Origin of the sequence: Methylobacterium sp. PvP105 (genome assembly GCF_017876975.1) — a bacterium.
Taxonomy (GTDB): Bacteria; Pseudomonadota; Alphaproteobacteria; order Rhizobiales; family Beijerinckiaceae; genus Methylobacterium; species Methylobacterium radiotolerans.
In genome coordinates this window covers 6115158-6136333 of record NZ_JAGIPA010000001.1, presented here as the reverse complement: position 1 = coordinate 6136333, position 21176 = coordinate 6115158, and the positions used below count along the sequence as shown (strand labels likewise).

Annotated in this window: 14 protein-coding genes; 4 read left to right on the top strand and 10 right to left on the bottom strand. The window is 64.9% G+C overall.

Annotated elements, in window-relative coordinates; all coding sequences use genetic code 11:
* Positions 1 to 111 precede the first annotated feature (111 nt).
* Together J3A75_RS29805 and J3A75_RS29800 are read left to right on the top strand one after the other, a co-directional pair.
* Positions 112 to 1119 carry a dienelactone hydrolase family protein gene (locus J3A75_RS29805; protein WP_012321483.1) on the top strand — a complete coding sequence of 336 codons (1008 nt, stop codon included), beginning with the start codon at positions 112 to 114 and terminating at the stop codon, positions 1117 to 1119.
* Between the two features lie 491 nt (positions 1120 to 1610).
* Positions 1611 to 2702 carry an acyltransferase family protein gene (locus J3A75_RS29800; protein WP_159392772.1) on the top strand — a complete coding sequence of 364 codons (1092 nt, stop codon included), beginning with the start codon at positions 1611 to 1613 and terminating at the stop codon, positions 2700 to 2702.
* A 763-nt stretch (positions 2703 to 3465) separates the two neighbouring features.
* Here the strand turns inward: J3A75_RS29800 and J3A75_RS29795 are convergent.
* Positions 3466 to 4509, bottom strand: coding sequence for an IS110 family transposase (locus J3A75_RS29795; RefSeq protein WP_209650854.1), 1044 nt, complete (start codon positions 4507 to 4509; stop codon positions 3466 to 3468).
* Between the two features lie 486 nt (positions 4510 to 4995).
* Here J3A75_RS29795 and J3A75_RS29790 point away from each other — a divergent pair, with 486 nt between their 5' ends.
* Positions 4996 to 5523 (top strand): hypothetical protein, encoded by a 528-nt coding sequence (locus J3A75_RS29790; protein WP_071000744.1) that lies wholly within the window; start codon positions 4996 to 4998, stop codon positions 5521 to 5523.
* 274 nt (positions 5524 to 5797) lie between these two features.
* Here the strand turns inward: J3A75_RS29790 and J3A75_RS29785 are convergent, their stop codons facing one another.
* The 3 genes from J3A75_RS29785 to J3A75_RS29775 all read right to left on the bottom strand — a co-directional run bounded on the left by J3A75_RS29785 (position 5798) and on the right by J3A75_RS29775 (position 9089).
* Complete coding sequence (locus J3A75_RS29785) at positions 5798 to 6310, bottom strand: hypothetical protein (RefSeq protein ID WP_012321480.1); 513 nt, start codon at positions 6308 to 6310, stop codon at positions 5798 to 5800.
* Positions 6311 to 7754: 1444 nt separating this feature from the next.
* Positions 7755 to 7979: a hypothetical protein gene (locus tag J3A75_RS29780; RefSeq protein ID WP_012321479.1), complete on the bottom strand. Its 225-nt coding sequence runs from the start codon at positions 7977 to 7979 to the stop codon at positions 7755 to 7757.
* Positions 7980 to 8330: 351 nt separating this feature from the next.
* A complete protein-coding gene (locus J3A75_RS29775) occupies positions 8331 to 9089 on the bottom strand; it encodes a sugar transferase (protein ID WP_012321478.1) in 759 nt (252 codons plus the stop codon).
* 1187 nt (positions 9090 to 10276) lie between these two features.
* Between J3A75_RS29775 and J3A75_RS29770 the strand changes: the two genes are divergently transcribed.
* Positions 10277 to 11422: a glycosyltransferase gene (locus J3A75_RS29770; RefSeq protein ID WP_024828730.1), complete on the top strand. Its 1146-nt coding sequence runs from the start codon at positions 10277 to 10279 to the stop codon at positions 11420 to 11422.
* Between the two features lie 125 nt (positions 11423 to 11547).
* Here the strand turns inward: J3A75_RS29770 and J3A75_RS29765 are convergent, their stop codons facing one another.
* The 6 genes from J3A75_RS29765 to J3A75_RS29740 form a co-directional block, all read right to left on the bottom strand.
* Complete coding sequence (locus tag J3A75_RS29765) at positions 11548 to 12891, bottom strand: FAD-dependent oxidoreductase (protein WP_029360244.1); 1344 nt, start codon at positions 12889 to 12891, stop codon at positions 11548 to 11550.
* 520 nt (positions 12892 to 13411) lie between these two features.
* Positions 13412 to 14899, bottom strand: a complete 1488-nt coding sequence (locus tag J3A75_RS29760) for a hypothetical protein (RefSeq protein WP_012321475.1) — start codon at positions 14897 to 14899, stop codon at positions 13412 to 13414.
* Positions 14900 to 15049: 150 nt separating this feature from the next.
* Entirely contained in the window at positions 15050 to 16408 is a 1359-nt protein-coding gene (locus J3A75_RS29755) for a polysaccharide biosynthesis/export family protein (protein ID WP_012321474.1), read from the bottom strand.
* Positions 16409 to 16687: 279 nt separating this feature from the next.
* Positions 16688 to 18103 carry a lipopolysaccharide biosynthesis protein gene (locus tag J3A75_RS29750; RefSeq protein WP_063110079.1) on the bottom strand — a complete coding sequence of 472 codons (1416 nt, stop codon included), beginning with the start codon at positions 18101 to 18103 and terminating at the stop codon, positions 16688 to 16690.
* Positions 18104 to 18346: 243 nt separating this feature from the next.
* Positions 18347 to 19408, bottom strand: coding sequence for a glycosyltransferase family 4 protein (locus tag J3A75_RS29745; RefSeq protein ID WP_024828732.1), 1062 nt, complete (start codon positions 19406 to 19408; stop codon positions 18347 to 18349).
* Positions 19409 to 19589: 181 nt separating this feature from the next.
* On the bottom strand, positions 19590 to 20612 hold the full coding sequence (locus J3A75_RS29740; protein WP_071000180.1) for a glycosyltransferase family 2 protein: 1023 nt from the start codon (positions 20610 to 20612) through the stop codon (positions 19590 to 19592).
* Positions 20613 to 21176 lie beyond the last annotated feature (564 nt).

Here is a 21176-nt window from a genome sequence, read left to right as displayed (position 1 = left end):
CCGGGCCCGGGACTGACATCGGCCGCCGAAGGGAAACCGGCTCCGGCCCGTCACGCGGGGACAGGGCGCCCGCGCCGCTGCTAGGCTGCCGCCCGGTGGCGGAGGGCTCCGATGCAACGACCGATCCTGTTCCTGGCGGCCTGCCTGCTGGCCGGCATCCCGCGGGCGGTCTCCGCCGGGCCCGCGCCGGACGGCGTCGCCGATCTCGGCAGCTACGCCACCCGCGTGGAGATTCACCCTTTCGAGAGCCTGACGTTGACCGACCGGCAGTTCCTCACCGGCACGTCCGAGGGGGCGAAGCCGGTCACGGTCGCGGGGCTCCTGCGCGTCGCCAAGGCGGGGACGGAGCGCCTGCCGACCGTGATCCTGATGCACGGCTCCGGGGGCCTGGGCGGGAACATCGAGTTCTGGCAGCGGGCGCTGGCGGCGCGCGGGATCTCGACCTTCGCCATCGACGGGTTCACCGGGCGCGGCCTGACCAGCGTCAACACCGACCAGAGCCTCCTGGCGCGCACGAACCTCATCCTCGACATCTACCGGGCGCTGGGCGTGCTGGCCCGGCATCCGCGGGTCGACCCGGCGCGGATCGCCGTGATGGGCTTCTCGCGCGGCGGGCAGGCCGCGCTCTACGCGAGCCTCAAGCGCTTCGACGCGGCCTGGAACCGCTCCGGCGTCACCCCCGCCCTCTACCTACCGGTCTATCCGGACTGCTCGATCCGGTTCCGGGACGACACCGCCGTCGTGGACCGGCCGATCCGGATGTTCGGGGGCAGCGGCGACGACTACAATCCCGCCGCGACCTGCGCGGCCTACGCGGAGCGTCTGAAGGCGGCCGGCGCCGATGTCGACCTCACCGTCTATCCCGGGGCGCAGCACGTCTTCGACAACCCGACCGGGCCGAGCCAGCCCGTGGTCGCCAGGGGCGCGCAGACCGTCCGCGCCTGCGCGATCCGCGAGGCGGCGGACGGCGCCCTCGTCGAGGGCGCGAACGCCGCGCCGTTCACCTATGCCGACCCGTGTGTGCAGCGCGACCCGCATATCGGCTCCGACGCCGCCGCCCGCGCCGCGGCCCTGTCGCGCGTCTCGGAGGCGCTCGACACGGCTTTCCGGGCGCGGTGAAGGACGCCGCGCAGCGCCGCGTCCTTGCCTGATCCTGCGGGCAGAGCCGCCGCGGGATCCGCCGCGTTGTCGCTGCCGCGGGCAACAGGACGATCAAACTGGGCGGCTCGCTCACGCTGCAGGTTTGAAGGCCCGAGACCGACGCCCAGCCGCTCTGCAGAGCCGTCCGACTCTCCCGGTGCAGCGACAGGACTCCCTGCCTGAACCTCGGCGATGCCGGTCGATCCGGGGCTTCAGCCTGCTTCCGTGCCAACCCGCTCAAGGTCCAGCGGATCGAGCCGGACGCGTCGCCGACACGAGACGGCCGCAAAGCCCAAACATAATGCAAATTGTGGCCCTATAGGCGCGGAAACGCCCAAAAAGGTGACTGTTCGCGGTAGGGAATCCGGCGAACGTCCCTGCTGCCCGAATTCGCCGAGACGATCGGATCGTTCCCTGTGCCGCGTGACACGATCGAACACCGGCGGACCGAAGTGTGGACTCCCTCTCTCATGAGTACCCTTGCCCCGCGTGTTGAGAGAGGCGCCCGCAGGAATAATTTCGGCTCTCTTCGGATCGCACTCGCTCTGTTGGTCATTATCGGACACGCGCCGGAACTGATCGACGGCGATCGCGCGCGCGACTTCCTGGTACGGATCACCGGCAGCTTCTTCTCGGGAGACTTGGCCGTTGACGGCTTCTTCCTGATCAGCGGCTACCTCATCACGAAGAGCCTCCAGTCCTCACGATCGTTGAAGAGTTATCTGTCCCGGCGCATCGCGCGCATCTATCCCGGATTCATTGCCGCGTTCATTGTATCGATACTGCTCTTTGGAAGCCTGTCGGGCGGATCACTGAGCGACATTCCGGTCGTCAAAAGTGTCACGAAGCTCTTCATTCTCGGTCTGCCTGTCGTCCCAGGCGCGTTTGCCGGCCTGCCGCATCCGGACCTCAACGGGTCGATGTGGACCATCTCGTACGAGTTCCGCTGTTACGTGCTCGCGATCGGTATCGGCGCCCTCTCGACGCTCGCCGGACGGCGTTACTGCCTCGCGATCATCGTCGGGCTCGGCATCCTCTACGGCTTCCGTCACGCGGTGCCAGACATACCGCACGGAAGCCCCATCTTCGGCAGCTCGAGCGCAACGATCCGGTTGACCTTCATCTTCCTCATCGGATCTGCGTTCTACCTCTGGCGGGACGTCATCCCTCTGACGGGGCGCGGAGCTCTACTGGCGCTGATTTCCTGTACGGGCCTCCTGTTTGTCCCTCCTCTGGCAGAGCCGGCCTTCGCGATCTTCGGCGGCTACCTGATCTTCTGGTATGCGCTGGCAACGCCTGCCAATCGCCTGAGCCAGTGGGTCGACCGCACGGATCCGAGCTATGGTCTGTACCTCTACGCGTGGCCGACGCAGAATCTCCTCATTCAGAAGATTCCAGGGATCACGCCACTTCTGTTGATCGTTTTGACCATACCGATCGCGTTCTGCTTCGGGATCCTGAGCTGGCACTGGATCGAGCGGCACTTCGTGCGGCGGCGCAACGCGGGTAACCCGAACTTCATCTGCGCTGACCCGGACGCTCTGCTCCCCAGGCTCCGCTAGGAACCGGCCTTTCCAGGCTCCGGCCCTTCGTCACCGACGATGCGCGAATCCGAACGGGGTGTTCCCGCACGGGGCAGCGGCGCTCCGCACAGGGCAGTCCTGATCGCGGCGCTTTCGCGTGAAGGCCGGCCCGCAAGAGGGGCCGCCCGGGCGATCGCTCGCGCCTGGCGGGCAGCCAGCCAATGCGCCCGCGCGAGGAACCTTCGGGGTCCTCGGTCGAGACGGCTCGGCTCGCTCCGAGATCTCGACAGGACGAACAACGCCCGATGATGCGCTCGCCGACCGGGTCCTCCCGCTGTGTGCGGCGCGTCGTCCGTTTCAACAGACCGCATCTCGTATCCTAGCCCATGTCCTGTGCACCGTCGGACTGTCCTGATCCCGTGTCCGGCGAGGCCAGTGGGCGGATGTGTTTCGATGGCGAGCCGCCCGATCCGGCCAGAACTGGACCGGCCCACCATCTGAGAGCCCTCTCTGATTGGGGTTCGTGAGGCAAGTTTCTCCTGATCGATGTTTTCTGGTTCCGGCTGTATCGCTCCCGCGGGTCACGCGCTTCTCTTCGCGGTCGGCGCGAGGCCGCCGCATGATGGGGTCAGGAGAGCGAGGCGTCTCAATCTGTTTCACGACCTGGTCTGCTGACGCGGACCGGTTCGGGACTCTCAACGAGATCGCCTCACCCATCGTCCCCACGGGAACGATCCGGGTCACCCTCGCGGGTGAAGTCTGGCCTGCCGTCGTCCAGTTCACTTCAGCAGGCGTATCTCGATCAGGCGGCTGCGACGGCCGCTGCCGGCTCCTTGCCAAAGCGGAACTCGGTCCCGTCGCTCCACATCCGATGGAGGATGACGGCGAGCTTGCGCGCAACCGCCACGCGGGCCCGCGCCATGCCACGATGTTTGGCGACCTGCATCCCCCAGGCGCGCAGGCTCGACCATTTGCGCGAGCGCGTCAGCAGGGAATGGGCCGCTTCGTAGAGCGCGGTACGCGCTAGTTCGTCGCCGCAGCGGCTGACCTTGCCCTGGATGTCGGTCTCGCCCGACTGGTAGCGAGACGGTGTCAGGCCGAGATGCGCCCCGACGTTCCGGGAATGCCGGAACCGCTCCGGCTGATCGATGGTGGCGCGGAAGGCCAGCGCGGTGATCGGGCCGACGCCCGGTACACTCATCAGCCGCCGGCAGACCATCTCGCCGCGCACGATGGCGAGGACCTGCCGGGTCAGCCGATCGAGTTGCTCCAGCATCGTGGCCAGGATCGCCAGCAAGGGCGTGACGAGCGGTAGGATCAGGGGATCGTCGCCCGCCATCTCGCGCACCCGCTCGGCAAAGGCCGCGCGGGCCGGGGTGCCGAGCTTGATCCCGCCCTCGCGTAGGATCCCCCGCACCACATTCTCGATGGCTCGCATCTCGTTGAGCACGGTCCGCCGCGCCACCAGCAGCGAACGCCAGAGCCGGGACTGACGCGACTTGACGTGAACCTGCCGGTACCAGCCCGTGCGCATGATCTGAGCAAGCGCGCGGGCATCGTTGCGGTCGGTCTTGTTGGGCATCGTCTTCATCGCCGCGTTGGCGAGCCGCGTCTCGATGCAGACCGCCGGTAGACCCGCCGCCCGAAGCTCGTCGTGCAGCCACGCCGTCAGCGAGCACGCCTCCAGGCCGATGCGCTCCAGGGGAAGGCCGAGCCCCGTCAGGGCAGCGATGAGGGCGAGCGGCTCGCTGGCGGCTCGCAGTTCCTTGATGAGCCGTCCCGTCTCATCGACCACGCAGATCGCGGTCTCTTCCAGGGAGACGTCGAGTCCGGCAAAGTGCGTCATGGCTGCTCCTTCCTGATGCTGTGGCGATCCGACATCGACCACGCTCTCACATCTCGATAGGAGCAGCCGCCTTCAGCGGAACCGCAGCGTGACCCCAATCACCCCATCTGTTCTGGCAGGGCATGACATCGTCCGCGCGGAGCCTCCCAGGCGTGCCTGCTCGGTACAACGAAGTCACTCAATATTACTTCCACACGATCTCGCAATTTCAGAATTCAAGCGAGAGAAATTTTCATAGCATTACTTTACAACGACTTTAACGATGACAATCGCAGCGGGAAATTACGCCAGAATCCGTCGCCGCGAACCGACCCACCTCAAGACTGGTTCCGCCAAGAACGGTTGCCGAAATTCGTACTACTTTCGGCTATTTCAGACCATGGGTACTGCCATGAGCAGTTTATAAGGGTTGGACTCGGGCGTGCCAACACTGGTATGCCGGGTCCGAGCTTGGCTAGAATGGCCGGGCGCAGCGCGAGGGCGGCCATGGCTTTCAGACGTATCGGAACGCTCGCGGTGGTGCTGACATCGAGCGCGTGCTCGCATGCGCCGCCGATGCCGACCGCCTACAGCGCCTTGCCGCCCCTCACAGCGACACCCGCCGCAGCCGCGTCGACGGGACCGCTCGTGGACGCCGCCGCGCCGCGTGCTGATGCCGATATCGGTCCACCGCCCGTCATCATTCCCGGCACGCTGAAGCTCAGGGATGCGGAGATCGGCCAGCGCGGCGTGAATCCTCTGGCGGTGCTCGATTCCTCGATGCGCAACCGCATGAGCTGGAAGAGTCTCCATCCGGAGAATCTGACGAAGCCGCCGATCTATTCCGGCCTGTCCCGGATGGCGAACGGTGTCGACGTCGGAGAGACCTCAGCCACACGGAAAGACAACATCCCCGGTTTCGACCGAGAGCTCGCCACGAAGCGGATCATGTCGGAGTACAATCGCGAAGCGGCTATGGCAGCGCTCCTGAAGGGCGGCCGGGACGCTTCGAAGAGCGTATGCTCTGGATGCTAGCGTCGCCCTCCGACGCGGCCGGGGCGGTGGACGGCGAAGTCTCGATCACGATCAGGAAGCGTCTGGCGCGCTCTCACCCGCCGCCTTGACCTGCCCTCAACGCCCCCATCACGCGAAGCGGCGATCCCTCTCGCAGAGAACTCTCTCAGCCGACGCCACCCAGAAACCGGTCCGCGGTCGTCACCGACGATCGCGCCTTCACCGGCGACGAGGGCGCCTGCGCTGCAGCCATCGCCCCGGCCCTCTGCGCCTCTCTCCGACCTGCGGCGAGGCGTCAGTAGCGCGGCGAGAAGTCCATCCCTGTCACGACGGTGAACACCGGCGGCGTACGGTCAGCGAGCTCGATGCGCGTGGGATCTTGCGATCGCTCGGTCTGAACCGAGGGGCAGAACAGAGTGGAGGGCAACTCGGCCTTCGGCGAGAGGACCCGGTCCAGAGGAGCCGGCCTCGTCATGGCGGGCTTCGGATCCAGCCAGGTGCCGGGCATCACCTGCTGTCCACAATTGCCGACGACCGCCTCGTGTATCGTCCCATCGATCGCGGCGGAAACCACGCAACTGGCGGGGTGATACACCAACTCGTACTGGAACCTCCTGCTCGCGTCGGACTCGGTTCGGAACCGGTCATCCAAGACCACCGCCGTGTGGGGGCGGTCGGTTGTACCGACGACATAGAGCCGGCCAGTGGCGATGGCAGCGACCGTGATATCGGAGGCGGCCGAGGCGGACATGCTGAAGACAAGCGCCAGCGCTCCTGAGAGCGCCGCAGTCGAAATCAAGCCGAGCATCCTGCCCTCACCCTCAACCCGTCACCTGACCAGACCCGACGCGATCGTATCGCAGATATCGCGAGCCGCGGCCGCACTCTGAACAACGAAGCCCACGGCCATTTTACCTAGCGATGATCAGTACCCATCACTCGATAGAGGTACATCGACATGCCATCCACCGGAATATCGGGCCGGATGGTCCGTAGATCCAACGCACGGGCGCCGGCCCGTACCTAATCGCGTGCCAACACGCTCCAATCTCGACGAGAGCCTATACGGGACGGGCCCCGAGGCATCAACGAACGCACTTGCCCATACTGGAAATCGGGCACCGTCTCGATCACTGATCGATAACTTCCAGATCTCGGACCGAGACGCGAGTTCCAGCCGCCAAGTTCGTCGGCGCAAGCACTTGCCTGGACCTGCGGCGCCCGCGGACTTCGCCGCGACGGTGCTTTAACCCCCACTCCTTCCGGCTGCGGCGCCGTGATCCGCGCGCGTTCGGACGGATGGCGTCGCCGACGTCCCGCGTCGATCGGTGCGCGCTTCACGCCCGCTGAGAGCCGACCGCGCCGATGAAGCGAAGGCTGGGCAGGAGCGGACAGTGATGCATCGCTAAAATCCCACATTGAAAAATCTCAATACATAATAAACAGCACCAGACAGAACCACACCCGCAGCGATCCAGATAAATATCAACACCCAGCGATCGAAATACGCCACATCGTCGTCGGCATAGTTTATTGCACAGGGAACACAATAAATTCCAGAATGCTCCACCTTTGCACCACACGTTTGGCAAACACTGATCGAAGAAGAGCGCTCTCTGGCGGTCATTCTGCGCGTGCGCAGAGGCAGGCCAAAGTGCCAGCGTCGAACGCCAACTCCCGTCTCCCAAAGCCTCATACCAGCACTCGCCATCCCACACAGGCGAATACATTAGACCCGACCGATGAGTCCCCACGCTTCGCCGACTTTACATACCAACAAAACATATATCAAAATGTGAATATTGTCAATTTCAGCACGATGACGCACCAGACCCGAAGCCTCAGTCCGGACATTTCAGAGATCTTCCGTCCGCAGGAAGCTTAGTCGTTCTGGCGACCAAGGTCGAACGAACACTCAGATCAAATCCGCCGAAAATCGCGCAGCCACCGCGGGTCATCGCGCGCTCCGATCCGTGCGATCCACGACTCATCGCTGCGCCCGAACGCCCGCAGGGCACCGCCTGCACAGCAGAGGTGCCGAAGGGATCGAACGTCGGCGACTCCGTTGCGATCGCGCCTCCGGCTGAGGTTTGGCTCGTCAACGGCGATCATCGACGCAGTGCCGATCTGTCCCCGCCGCGATCCGGTGCTTCGACGGTGGGCAGCCGCGGCGACGGGCCCGGGTTTGTGAAATCCCGGGATGGGCCGCTTGAGCCCGGCGAAGGCTCGGCCGGGCCGATGTTGCGCTCGCCTCAGAAACGCTTCGCCGCGGCGGCCCGACGGTGCAGGACCCAGCGCGAAGCCCGACACCACAGCTGCGTTGGCAGCCAGTACAGCGTTCTTGCCGCACCGATCCCGGCCATGATCGCCACGAACACGTGCGCCAACAGATCGAGGATCAAGCCGGGCGGCTCGTCCACCTCGATCCGATCATACCAGATCGGATCCTCGTGCCGGCACGGTTCATGGTTGACCATCGCTGGATTCTCCGCGGCTCGATCCGACGAACGAGCAAGCTGTCGACCGGTCTCGTCGAGGCCAAGACCCGAGTCTCAGGCTCCGCGCGCCGCGTGGCCGTCTCCGGCGCTGCCGGGTGATGGTCTCGCGCACCCCGAGGTCCGTGATATCGTCCACGTCGCGACGCGGCGCGAATAGCCGCCCGGCGACGTTCGTCCCGTCGATCCGCACCTCGGAAAGTGGTTCGGGTCACGCCGTCGCACCGCGCCGGAGCCGAGGCCAGGGCCAGCGGCGTCGGAGCCGTCCCAACCCCGATTGCGCCGGGGCGCGCCGCAATCCGGCGAGGTGCGGCGCCGCGGGCCGCCCGTGTCTCATCGGCTCCCGCGCTGCGCCAGAACCGCGGGAACGGTGCGCAGCATGATGGCGAGATCCCGGTGCAAGGTCCACCGGGTGGCGTAGTCCAGATCCAGCGCCACGCGCTCGGCATAGGTCGTGTCGGAGCGGCCCGAGACCTGCCACAGCCCGGTCACCCCCGGCGGCACGGCGAAACATGTGGGGAAGGCCCGCCCGTAGCGGGCGACTTCGGCCGGCACGATCGGGCGCGGACCGACCAAGCTCATCTCACCGCGCAGCACGTTCCAGAGCTGCGGCAGCTCGTCCAGCGACGTCTTGCGCAGCACGTACCCGATGGCGGTGACGCGCGGATCGTCGCTGAGCTTGTGTGTGGCCGCCCATTCGGCCCGGGCTTGCGGATTTGCGGCCAAGTGCGCCGTCAGAACGGCGTCGCCGTTCGTCACCATGGAGCGGAACTTGAGACAGCCGAAACGGCGCCCGTCCCGTCCCACTCGCATATGGCGGAAGATCGGTGCCTTGCGATCACCGGCATAGACCAGCGCGGCGATCAGGAGCAGCAGCGGCAGGAGCAGAAACAAGGCCGTGGCCGCCACGGTGATGTCCAGACCGCGCTTGGCGGCCCAGCCCAGCCGCAGACCCCGCGCCACGAACGGCGCCGCTGGCAGAACGGCCTCTGCGACCGCCTCTGCCGCCTCGCCCACTTGGTCCGCCAGCTCAACACTGTACTGCGGTGCACGCAAGGTAGGCTGAAGCGGTGGGCCGACGTCGCGCAGCATGGTTTTGGCTCCTCGTGACGGCAGGGGGCCGCCGGGTGCAGCAACGATTAATCAATTGTTAACGATCCGATATCAAATCATCGCGTCTGTATCAAGCTTAGCCGCGCCCTATATGTCAGTACATTTTTCACTGTAAATTGTAAGAATAGATTTCGATCTTGCAGGCTGAAGAGAAGTGGCACCGTGACTCTGTCCCGCGACGCCGCAACGAATCGGGTTCAGCGTCGCCATCCCCGCAATGTCGCGAGACACCTACCTCGGCCGGATGCTCACCCATCATTGTGCACTGCGTGCGTCCGGGCCGAGGAATGCCGCGCATTCCAACGGTTGATGATCGAGAGCTGAGCCACGCCCGGCTCTGTGCTTTTTCCGCGCGAGCGGCCCTCATCCGGATCGGGGCGTCCTCGCGTGGGGAACGCTGTGCAATGTCCGGAATCCCCGGCGCAGGTATTCCGGAAGGTGGCCGCGGCGGCGATCGCCAGGATGCCGCGGAATGGCTCCGCCAGATCAATTTCGTCTCGAACGCGGCCATGACAACGGAGAGGGCGCTCTCTATGGGTGGGCTGACGATACAGTACGTCGAACGCCGTCGACGGGCGGGATGCGCACCGGATCGTGGAAATCGGTTGCCGCGCCGCAGCAGGACGCGCGTGCGCGGCCGTGGTCCGACGCCGTCGGACTAATCACTATGGCGGCGGCAGCCTCGGCGTGACCCGGATGGACGAACTCAGTATCCTGCGGATGGCTAAGCGGCATCCGACGTGCAGGAGCGGCGACAATGCCGAAGTCAGTGCGGGTTGGGGCGGCTTATGACGCATGCGCCGAGAGAGAGAGAGAGCAGGGTGCCGAGGTGCGCGGCGCGCAGAGCGGTCTCCGCCCGTTCGGGCGAATGCCGGGAGACCCGAGCCTGATGCGGATCCAGAGAATACCCGCCCGGTCGGCACGCCCTGTCCGGACCACCGCCGCACAGCGGATGTCGTGAGACTCATCGCGACCTTCTGAATTCCGCCACCGCCGGCAGCACCCGAGGCTCGGCTCAATCTGGTCCAGCTGATGGCGCCCGTATCCGATCAAGCTGAGAACATCGCAATCATGGTCCCTTGCCTATGGAGCAGCTGCCTGACAGCGGCAGATTGGACATCCGCCGGCCCGACCTGCGCGATGACCGTGGAAGCAGGGTCCGATCGATGAGGGTCGCGATCGTCCATTACTGGCTCGTCGGGATGCGAGGCGGCGAGAAGGTCATCGAGGCGCTCTGCGATCTCTATCCGGAAGCCGACATCTTCACGCACGCCTACGCGCCGCAATCCATGTCGCCGACCATCAGGGCACACCGGGTCAGAACCTCGTTCATCGGCAGATTGCCGTTCGCGACCAGCCGCTACAAATCCTATCTGCCCCTGATGCCGATGGCCCTCGAGCAGCTCGACCTGCGGGGATACGATCTGATCATCAGCAGCGAATCGGGTCCGGCGAAGGGGATCATCCCGCCCTCGGACGCGCTGCATATCTGTTACTGTCACTCGCCGATGCGGTACGTCTGGAACATGTACCATGACTATCGCGAACGGACTGGGCTGCTCACGCGCATGCTGATGCCGCCGGTGGCCCACTACGTGCGCAACTGGGACGCGGTCTCGGCCGGCCGGGTCCACGAGTTCATTGCCAACTCGGACACGGTCGCGCGGCGCATCGAGACCTACTATCGGCGCCAAGCCAAAGTCATTCATCCGCCGGTGGATACCGCCGCTTTCGAGACTGTTCCGGACAGCGAGCGCGGTGACTACCATCTGATGGTCGGCGAAATGGTCCGCTACAAGCGGCCGGAACTGGCGATCCAGGCCTTCAACCGGTTGGAGCAGCCGCTCGTGGTGATCGGCGGCGGCGAGATGCTGCGCGAGCTGCGCAGCATGGCCGGCCCGCACATCAAGATCCTCGGTCCGCAGCCCTTCGAGGTGTTGAAGCACCACTACGCACGGTGCCAGGCCCTGATCTTCCCCGGGGAGGAGGATTTCGGCATCGTTCCCGTCGAGGCCATGGCGAGCGGCCGGCCGGTGGTCGCGTTTGGCAAGGGCGGCGTCACCGAGACGGTCATCGACGGCGTGACCGGGACCTTCTTCCACGAGCAATCCGTCGACGCGCTGATCGATGCCGTCCGACGCTGCCGGTTGATCGGCGTGGAACCCGAGCGCCTCGTCCGCCGCGCCGCCGACTTCGGCGTCGGCCGCTTCGCGGACGAGATCAGGCATTTCGTCGACGGGGTGCTGGCGCGCGAGCGCCTCGCGGCGCCGCGCCCGCCGCGCGAGTCCAGCCGCGCCTACCTGGTCCAGTGACACGGTCCCGCGACAGCGGCGGGCGGATCCGGGGGCTGCGCTGAACCGCCGAGGCGACGACCGACGAGCGGGTGGCACCGGTCTCAGAGGGCGAGGCGGCGCGTCCTCTGGTCGGATCGCCTCGACTAAGCGTCGGCCGTGCCGGCCGGCATCAGATGGGCCGCCGCGTTGAGGGTCGAAACACGGGCCGTCGGCTGGTAGTCGAAGCCACCCTGCCGACCGAACGACTCGATCCCGAAATCGCTGAGCTGCGAGAGCGCGCGCGACACCCGCTGATGGGCCTTCCCCGTGTAGACGGGATAGGCACAGGGCACCATCTGACTGCCCTCGCAAACCAGATCACCGGCGAAGAGCCCGTTCTTGGCGACGTGCGCCCGAAAATCCTGCTCGGCGATCGTCACGGAGTCGCCGGCATGTCCGGCAATGACCTCGACTCCGAAATACTCCCGCCCTTCCACCCGACCGTAGAAATCCGAATACATCGTGAGCCGCTTCCACGCCCCGTCGTGCGCGAAGTTGTAGAGCACCGAACAATCGAAGCCGCGGGTCCCGCTGAAGCTGAAATACAAGCTGATCAGCGTCACCGACGCGAGACCGGGATCCTCCCGGATACCGCAGAGCGCAAGCGCCCGAGCAATGGGAATCGTCGAGATGAGTCGATTGGCGGTGAAGCGGCCGCTCTCGGTGCGGACATCGAATTGCGTCCCGCGCCGCGTGATCGATACGATCCGCTGACCCATGTGAAAGGCCGAGCCGCGCTGCCGGAGGGTCCGCGCGGCCACCTCGTAGAGGGCGTTGAAGCCTTCGCGGGGCCGCGCCAGCTGCCGGTTGGTCGGACCCGGCGAGCGATGCCGGCGGACATAGCGCAACAAGACGCGCGGCGTGGCGTGCTCCTTGATCCAGAGCATCCGCTTCTCGGCGAATTCCAGATCGACCCAGTCGGCCGGCACGCCGAAGAACCGCTTCATGTAGCTCTCGAGGCCGGACCGTCTGAGCAGATAGTCACCGATCCAGTAGCGGGCGAACTCCCGCGCATTCCCGATCTTGCGCCGCGCCACGCGCGAGAACGCGGCCGACAGCGCGATCCTCACGATTCCCCACGGGCCCGCCCGGACAACATCGTCCCGGATCGACAGCGGGTATGAGGTCACGAAAGCCTGAGGTGTCAGCTTTCCCCACGTCGGCTTGATCGGAACGTAATGCTCCAGCAGTTCGGGAAAATACTTCAGCAAAGGCGAATCGTCTTGAAAGATCAGGCTTCCGACATCGAAGGTATACCCCTTGATAGCCCGGTCGATATGGTTTCCCCCAAGATTGGGAAATTCATCGATGACGGCAATTCTGCGACACCCGAGATCGTGCAATATAGAGGCTGAGACGATGCCGGTAATCCCGGCCCCTAAGATGATCGCATCGAACATCTCATCTTCGGATCGCCCGTCGCCGTCGAGATTCGAAGAGTCGGTCATGCTTCTCTTTGCACCGGCAATGGCGTCAGACGAGATAGGACGATGGCGGAGCATGGTGATCGCCCGGGCAGAACGTGATTACCACCGCCGAGAGCTCGAATCATACCGAAGTTTTCGCATCGACACCATAAGAACCGACCGGAACCAAGTCGTCACCAGCATTAACGATCCGGAATATGTAAACATGCCATGGCGCGGGCCGAAACACCGCCTATGGTCCAACGACAACCCTCGCCACCCGTTTCGAACGGGCCGAGCGGCGCCCGCCGCCGTGCGGCCGGCAGCGGCAGCAACGACCGCTCGGCAGCAGAGTAAAATGGATGATAAGCCCGATACATACCCTTGAGCCACCGGATCAAGAGAGTCGAATCTGCCCAGCAGCCCCAGGTGTTTCCTCAGAACCGCGAGCCATGTCGGTGTCGGCCATCGCGGCGCGACGGCGCGGACCTCAGTGTTTCTCCCGGAGCGGCACGCGGACAGGCGGCTTCCGGTGCCCGTCATCGGCTCGCCGAATCGGCGTTCAGGCCCGCTCCGACGTGCCGAGTGATCCACTCCGAGCCAGCTGCCGAGCTGGCTCAACGAGCCGGGCCTGTATCGCGGCTGCGGCCGGCGCGATCGAGGCCGCGGAAACACTGCGCCCCCCGACCGGACCGCGTACGGGATAGGCGCACGCGGTCGCGGCAAAGATATAGAACATCAGGCCCTGATCGACCGTCGGACCCGCGATGATGCTGCCGGAGAGCAGGCACAGGCAGGCGACGCGGCCAGCGGCGCGGATATCGCTCGCGTAGGTGCGCGGCGCTCCGCGCCGAAATCCGAACACAGAAGCCAGGAACAGCACGTAGAACACGGCTCCGGGTATCCCGACATTCGACAGCACCGCGAGAGGAAAGCTCGACGTGCGGTTGGTTCCGAGGCCGACGCCCAGGCCGTTCGAGTCGACGAAGTTCCGCCACGCGTAGGCGTTCCAGGCCGAGCGCTGAACACCCGAGCTTGTCTCGGCTTTGCTCAGAACAAGCGTATCGACGTAATCGTAGACGCGCTCGGCCACACCGTTGACGGAGAGGGCCAGGAGCACGAGGACGCAGAGGACCAGCGGACCGGCCACCACCAGTCCGGCACTGAAACGGTCCTGCCGATGCGTGCTGCAACGCATCAGCGCGATCGTGTAGAGGATCGCTATCAGGACCGCGGCGCCGACCAGGCCGGTCGAGGATGTCGATAGGATCACGAACAGCAGCGAGATCAAGGCGAGCGGTCCCGTCACCGAGGGCTTGCGGCCACAGAGCCAGAGCATGCCGGTGAAACCGCAACCGCCCAGCGTCATCCCCGCGAAGGCCGACGCCTCCGGCCAAGCCCCGATGATCCGCCGCATACTGCCGACACTCTCCTCGTCGTGGAACGTGTACTGAGCGTTGCGAATGAACTGCAGGACCTCCTGAGTGCCCGTCGCGGCGGTCAGCACATCGATGATGCCGAAGCAGATATTAGCGGCCACATAGATGATGAGCGCTCTCGCGAGCGTCTCGATCCCGTTCTTGGTGGATCCGAAAGCGGTGATGACACTGAAACAGACCAGATCGCCGATGAGATAGATCGGCTGCGTGAAATTGCTGGAGACCGGGCCCAGGGGAACGACGCCGTCGCTCGTGATCAGATGTGACGAGGTTCCCAGCGGCACGATATAGGTCTGGCCGGCGAAGAGCCGGGGCAGGATGTAGCTGCTCGCCACCCCGTAGAGCGTGAGGCAGAGAAGCCAGAAGCCCGCTTCCGGCAGGCGGAAGGAGCTCAGGACCAGTGTCGAGATGTTGCGATAGAACAGTGTCGCAATCATCAGAAACACGAGGAAGAGATGCGCCGGCTGCACGTTGGCGCCGCCCAGAAGAAGAGCCGCGGCCGATCCGAGATTACAGAAGACCACGAAGGCGATCACGACCGATTCCCGGCCGAGCAGGAGACAGAACAGGCCGACGACGACCGTGATGGCACCTATCGGTTCGAAGCTCATGTCAGGCCGGTCCAGGCATGATCGACGACGGGTCGGCAGCGGCGCTCGGGCGACGCATCACCGGTCGGACGGTCGAGGCCGGGCCTGTATCGGACGATCGCGTCGCCTGATCGCCCCGCCGATCGATGCGACGCGCACGCACCGGCCAGCTCAGCGATTGGCGCTGTCGGTCGGCCGGTGTGGCGCGTCCGAAGCGGCCGGACCGCGACTCACCGGCGCGCCCGCCGATCCGTGCCGCGGCGTCGGGGATGACCGCGTCTCCCCGGGTTTATCGGCCGGCTGACGCACGAGCGTCACGCGCACGACGTCGCCGGGTTCGACGACGGCCTCCTCCGAGGCGAGCCATGTGCCCGCCTTCACCCCCTGCTTTCGAGTGATCTCGTAGCGCGCGCTCAAGGTTTCGGACGCGTCATCGGTGTTGCCGACCATCTGCGACTCGGCGTCGGCCGTGAGCCGCTCGGCCGTGCGCGTCTTCTCGTCGATCGAGGCGAGTTTCTGACGGACATCTGCGGCCTCCGACAGAGCTTCGCGGCGGAACCGGGCTTTGAGGTCGATGATATCGCGCTCGGCGCGCGTGAGGCTCTGCTGAGCGCGCAGCATGGCAACCTGCACGTCGAGCCGGCTGCTCTCGAACGACGCCTGACTCTGCTCTGCGGCGAGCTTTCGCGGGGCGATCGTGAGCCCCTTCGAGACCAGATCGTTGATCAGACCGAGTTCGCCGCGGCTGAGCTCGATCTGGCGGTCGAGGGTTTTGGATTTATTATCAAGGGTGCTCATCTCATTCTGGAAGCTGGCGATCGACTGCTCAATCGCCTTGATCTCGGCCTTCAGCGCGTTCCGACGCGTGTCGAACAGGAGCTGTTCACCGCGAACGGCCTGCTCCGCATACGTCTTGTCCACTGTGCCTCTCAGATCGCCTCCGAACGCGATCGTCTCCGCGCCCCCGATCTCCGCCTCGAGACGGGCCAGCTTGGCGGCCAAGCCGACGCGCTCCGCGGCCAAGTTTCGCAGCTCGCCGCGCGACGTGACCGCGTCGCGCTGGATGCTGCGCGGATCGGTGCCTCGCATCAGGCCCTGAGCCGTGCTCACGGCCTGCAGTACGGTCAAGCCAGGTTGGTACTCGTACTTGCCGGGCTGCTGGACGGCGCCGATGATGTAGAATGGACGGTAGGTCGCGACCTCGACGGAGGCCGCAGGCTTCTCCGCGAGATCGGCCACCTGCTTCAGCGCGACACCGATGGCGTTCGCGAGATCGATCGGCGTCCCGCCCGCCGCCTTGATCTGTCCGATCAGCGGCATCGACACTGTTCCATCCGCCGCGACGACGAATTGACCGTTCAGTGCCGTCCACGAGTACGCTTCGCCGGTGTTGCGACGCAGATCATAGACGCGGATCGTCAGATGATCCTGAGGGCCGAGCACGTATCGACCCGCCTCGTCGGCGGCCGCATTCGCGAGCGGGCCGCCGAACAGCAAAATGCAAGCCGCCGCACCTACACGCAGACGCATCAAATTCTCCTCGACCGCACCCAGATCTTGAGTATGAATCTGTGCGCCGCGCCGGCCCTACGGTATCCGAAGCACAGAGTCCCGAGAGCCATATTGAATCGTAGCAGACGCGGCCAGATTAGCCAAGATTTATCGATCCCAGGTCTGTCTTGCGGCCGGCGCCTTTCCGAGTGGTCGGCGCAGGTTCCACTAAGATTTCATGGCGCGCGGCCCTGTGTGTCAGACCGATGACCCCGATGAGTCCAGCGATATTCGCCCCCGGCCCGCTCGAGATTGACCTCAGGGACGCAAGGTCCGCAGGCGAAATCCGAGCAGAAGCATGGTCAGGCTGTAAGCCGCCACGCCGCTGAAGATCATGGCTGTCAGAAGACCGGTGAGCCCGATATCGACGCGGCTCAAGACGACCCGCAGCGCGAGAACCGCCGCCGTCATCACCAAGCACGAGAGGCCGATCTGCCACAGATTGCGGATCTGTCTCGCCACACCCGCGCCGACGAGACGCCGCGCATAGAAGGCGCTGATCAAGAAGTGAAACAAGGCGGTGGCAAGACGCGCGTAGATCATCACCATCACGCCGCCGAGGTAGAAACCTATTGTCATGCTCAAAACTTTCACGATCGACTCGTAGAGCGTGATCTTGAGCATCACATTCGGCTCGTCCATGGCCAGACAGAGAGATGAAACCGGCTGATAATAGGCGGTGAACATGATGGCCAGCGACAGCCAGCGCAGATAGGGTGCTGCGGAACTCCACTGCGAGCCGAGGACGACGCTCACGATCTGGTCGGCGGTCAATGCAATTCCCACTCCAGCCGGGAGCGCGATGATCATCGTGAGTCGGGCCGCCTTCAGGAAAGCAGATTGCAAGCGGAGGCGGTCATCGGCGATCGTCGCGAACGCGGCCATGACGGGCCGCATGGCAGGGCCGATGACGCTCTGGGTCGGAAGGACGGAGAAGTCGCTCGCGACCCCGTAGCGACCGAGCACGGCCTTGTCGACGTGGTAGCCGAGGAACATGCGATCATACTGCCAACTGAAGGCAGCGAGGATCTGAGAGGATGTGAACCAGCCCGTGAACGCCGAGAAGGCGCTCAATCGCTCCAGGGAGAGCCCGGGGCGGTAAGGCGCCAGCACGTAGGACAGGATGGTCGGCAGGATTGCGGATGCGGCCGGATTGATGACCAGGGCCCAATAACCGGCCCCCAAATAGAGGGCTCCGATGGAGATCAGGGCCGCGACCGCCTTGCCGGAAAAATCCGCCAGAAACGACGCCCGGAAGTCGATGTTGCGGAACAGGTGCACCATGGCCGGGCTGTAGAGGCTTCGCGCGATCGGGGCCGACGAGAGCGCGAGCGTGATGGCGATGAGGCGGGCATCGCCGTAGATGTGGGCGACGGGCCATGCGGCAGCCACCATCAGGACGGCGATCACCCCGCCTCGGAGAAGACCCAGCGTGAATGCCGTATCCAGATGCGACTTCTCGATCTTCGGCAGGCGCAACAGGGCTTGAACGAGCGGGATCTCGAGGATCATCTCGACGATGGAGACCAGGGACGCGGCGATGGCCGTCAGGCCGAAATCGGCCGGTGACAGGACCCGCGCGAGAATGAGCAGCGTGCCGAGGTCGATCGCGCGCGCTGAGATCCGTGCGGCGACACTCCATCCGGCGCCGCGCAGCGTCTTAAAGGCGAGCATGAACGTGTCCCACGGAGCGATGACCGTCGTCACACCCGCCCGAAACGACGCCGCGCCTCGTCCTCACGACATCGATCCGGATCTGGGCAACATGGCGTCTCCGATCCTGACCCGCTCTGCAAGGCAGTCCTGGACCAGCATCCGGCAGCGGCATCAATCTAGTCACTTCGGTCAGCTTGCAATCGAGCCGCGGTGCGTCGCGGACGCGGCCCGGTGCCCGGGTCCCGCGCACTGGAATGCGCATCACCCCGCGAGGCCGGCAGCGCGCCGATAGACCGTCAAGGTCTCGTCAGCCACCCGGGCGATGCGCAGGTTATCCAGGTTGATCTGACTCCTCGCCCTCCACGCGCTCAGCTGCGCCGGGTCGGTCGTGAGTGCGATCAGCGCTTGCGCAAGCTTGTCCGGATCGCCGGCCGGGACAAGAACGCCCGCCTCCCCCCCGCCGAGCAGCTCGGGAATCCCGTCGACGTCGGTGCCGACGATCGCGCAACCCGCCTCCCGGGCTTCTGACAGCACGAGCGGAGCCGGATCGGCGTGGGACGGGAGGACGAAGATGTCGGCGCCCAGCATCCAGCGGTAAGGATCATCCCGCGGACCGGTGAAGGTGATGGCATCCGCGCAGGCGAGCGCGCGCGCGGTCCGCACGTAGGCGTCCTGGTGAGGACCACCGCCGACGACGTAGAGCCGCATGGCGCGATTGTGGGTGAACGCCGTGTCGAAGGCCTTGAGCAGATCGGGCAGTCCCTTCCGGGGATGCAGGCCTCCGACGAAGACGATGGCGGGATGATCCAGGCTCTGCGGTTCCTCCGAGCGGCCGCGCATGCGGGCCGAGCCGATCGTCCCGTTGAGCACGACGTCGATGCGGGAATCCGCGATGCCGCGCTTCCGCATCGACGCGGCGACCGCGCCGCTCACCGCGATGACCCTGTTTCCAAGGCCCATGAGGATCGCGCCCTTCTCGAACTCATTGTGGACGGTCGTCACGAGGGGAACGCGCAACAGCTTGCAGGTTGGCCAAGCCAGGACGGCGCTGGTCATCATATGGGCATGGACGACATCGGGACGCCAACGCCGGAGCACGCCGCCACATCCGAGGAATGACTTCAGGATCTGGGCCGGCGCGCGCGCGTGGCTCGCGAAGATCGACTCGACGCCATTGGACTGGAGCAGAGCATCGAAATCCCCCCCCTGACTGGCGATCGCGACCTGGTGTCCGGACTGCGCCTGCTGACACGCGAGATCGACGGCCGCGTGGACATGGCCGTTCAACCGGCGCGTATGGTTCAGCAGATGGAGAACACGCATGATTCACTAGCGCTCGTGTCAGATCCGAGCCTCGGCCTGCGCTGGGGCCCATGCAAGCTGCGGCGCTGATTAAGGCGCGCGATACGACTCCAGCCGAACAGGAGAGCCGCTACATATTTCAGGCATTTAGGTGTAAAAACGCGACCCGACGCAAGAGAAAAATCCGTCGATTTACTGATTTTCAACAAAGCCCCGCGCCTATCCTGGCGCGCAGGATCTGGCGGACCGGCCGGCGCTTGATCGAGAAGCGGAAGGCGAGCAGCGCCTGTGCGCAGCGAACGGGCGCGAGAAACGTCGCGGCAACGAAGAGCGCGTTCGCGACCTTCCACTTCAGCGAACGCGGCTCGGTCAGGACAGATCTGAGCAGGCACAGGAACGGCCGACCACCGTACCGGACACCCCGGAGGATCGCCATGCAGAACTCGAGGAACTGAAAATAGTACGTCTTCTCCGGCTCGATGAGCGAGACCCCGGGCCGCCAATTCCGGAGCAGATCTCGCAGATGTTTCAAACGCGACTGGAAGCGCTGCAGGTCCCGCTCGAAGGTCGCCGCCTGCGGGACGCGCCCCAGACCCGAGTCATTCCGGCCGTGGACGCGGTAGAGCCCGAGACTGTCGGAGAGACTGACGATCTCGCCCATGAACGGGGCGGCCAGCAGGATCACGCCGTCGACAGCTTGGTCGTAGTCACATTGATGGAGCAGGTCGCAAACGTCGCGACGGAACACATTCCCGGACGTGGGCGGCGTCTGGTAGACTCCGGATCTAAGGATGTCGTTGACAGTCCTGTCCTGCCCGCGGAACGCGTCGAGAGCGGGATAACGATCCGCCAGCACTGCTCCCGCGGAATCGACGCACGTCAGACAAAACTGAAGTTTGGCGACATTCGCGTCCAGCGCCGGCAGGATGCGGTCGAGCGCGCCAGGCAGGAGCTCGTCGTCCGCGTCGAGAAAGAGCAGAAACGGGGCCTGAGTCTTGGCCAATCCATAGAGGCAGGCCGCCCTCTGACCGCCGTTCGGGATCCGGAACGCGGTGATGCCGGACCGCTGGATAATTGACCACGAGTCATCCGTCGACCCATCGTCAATCACGACGATCTCACAAGCGTCATTACCCTGAGCGATGACGCTCTGGATTGCTTGGCCGACATAACTCGCGTAGTTGAAGCAGGTGATGATGACTGCGAGTTTAGGATCCGTGGCCACGACAGATGTCTTTCTCGCTCGTCGCTTCGCGCTCCCGTATCTCACCGCCCCGAGCGCCCGACACAGGGTGGCTACCACGACACCTCACTGAAATCCACAGTCAAAACCCTGAAAGAGCGGCAAAAACTCAGTTCTGATTGCTGAATTTGGCACTGCCCATCTCGGCACTTGACGATGATCCGGGGCAAAGATCAACTCTCCGTGATCGCGAATTGATCGATAATCATCCCCGGCCGAGCCGGGACGCGGAAGATCGAAGCGCCGTCCGAGGACGCGAAGAACGTCGGTCGTCGCGGCCGGCGGTGTCAGCCCGTCCGCCTTCACGATGGTGGTTGTACCTTTGATCCCCGCGCCTCCACCAAACGGCGGTCTTGTTGGCCGTTTCCAGGCCTCGTATGGGCCCTCGATCCCGGGAGGCGAACTCCGCGGCCGGGCCGATCAACCCGCCTTTCCGGGGGAGCGTTGCCGTCTCTTCAATGCTTATGGATGTAGCAGCACGTCTTCATTCATGTCGGACGGGACAAATTCTTGTTATACTGCTCAGAGTACGGTTGTCGTGCGCGG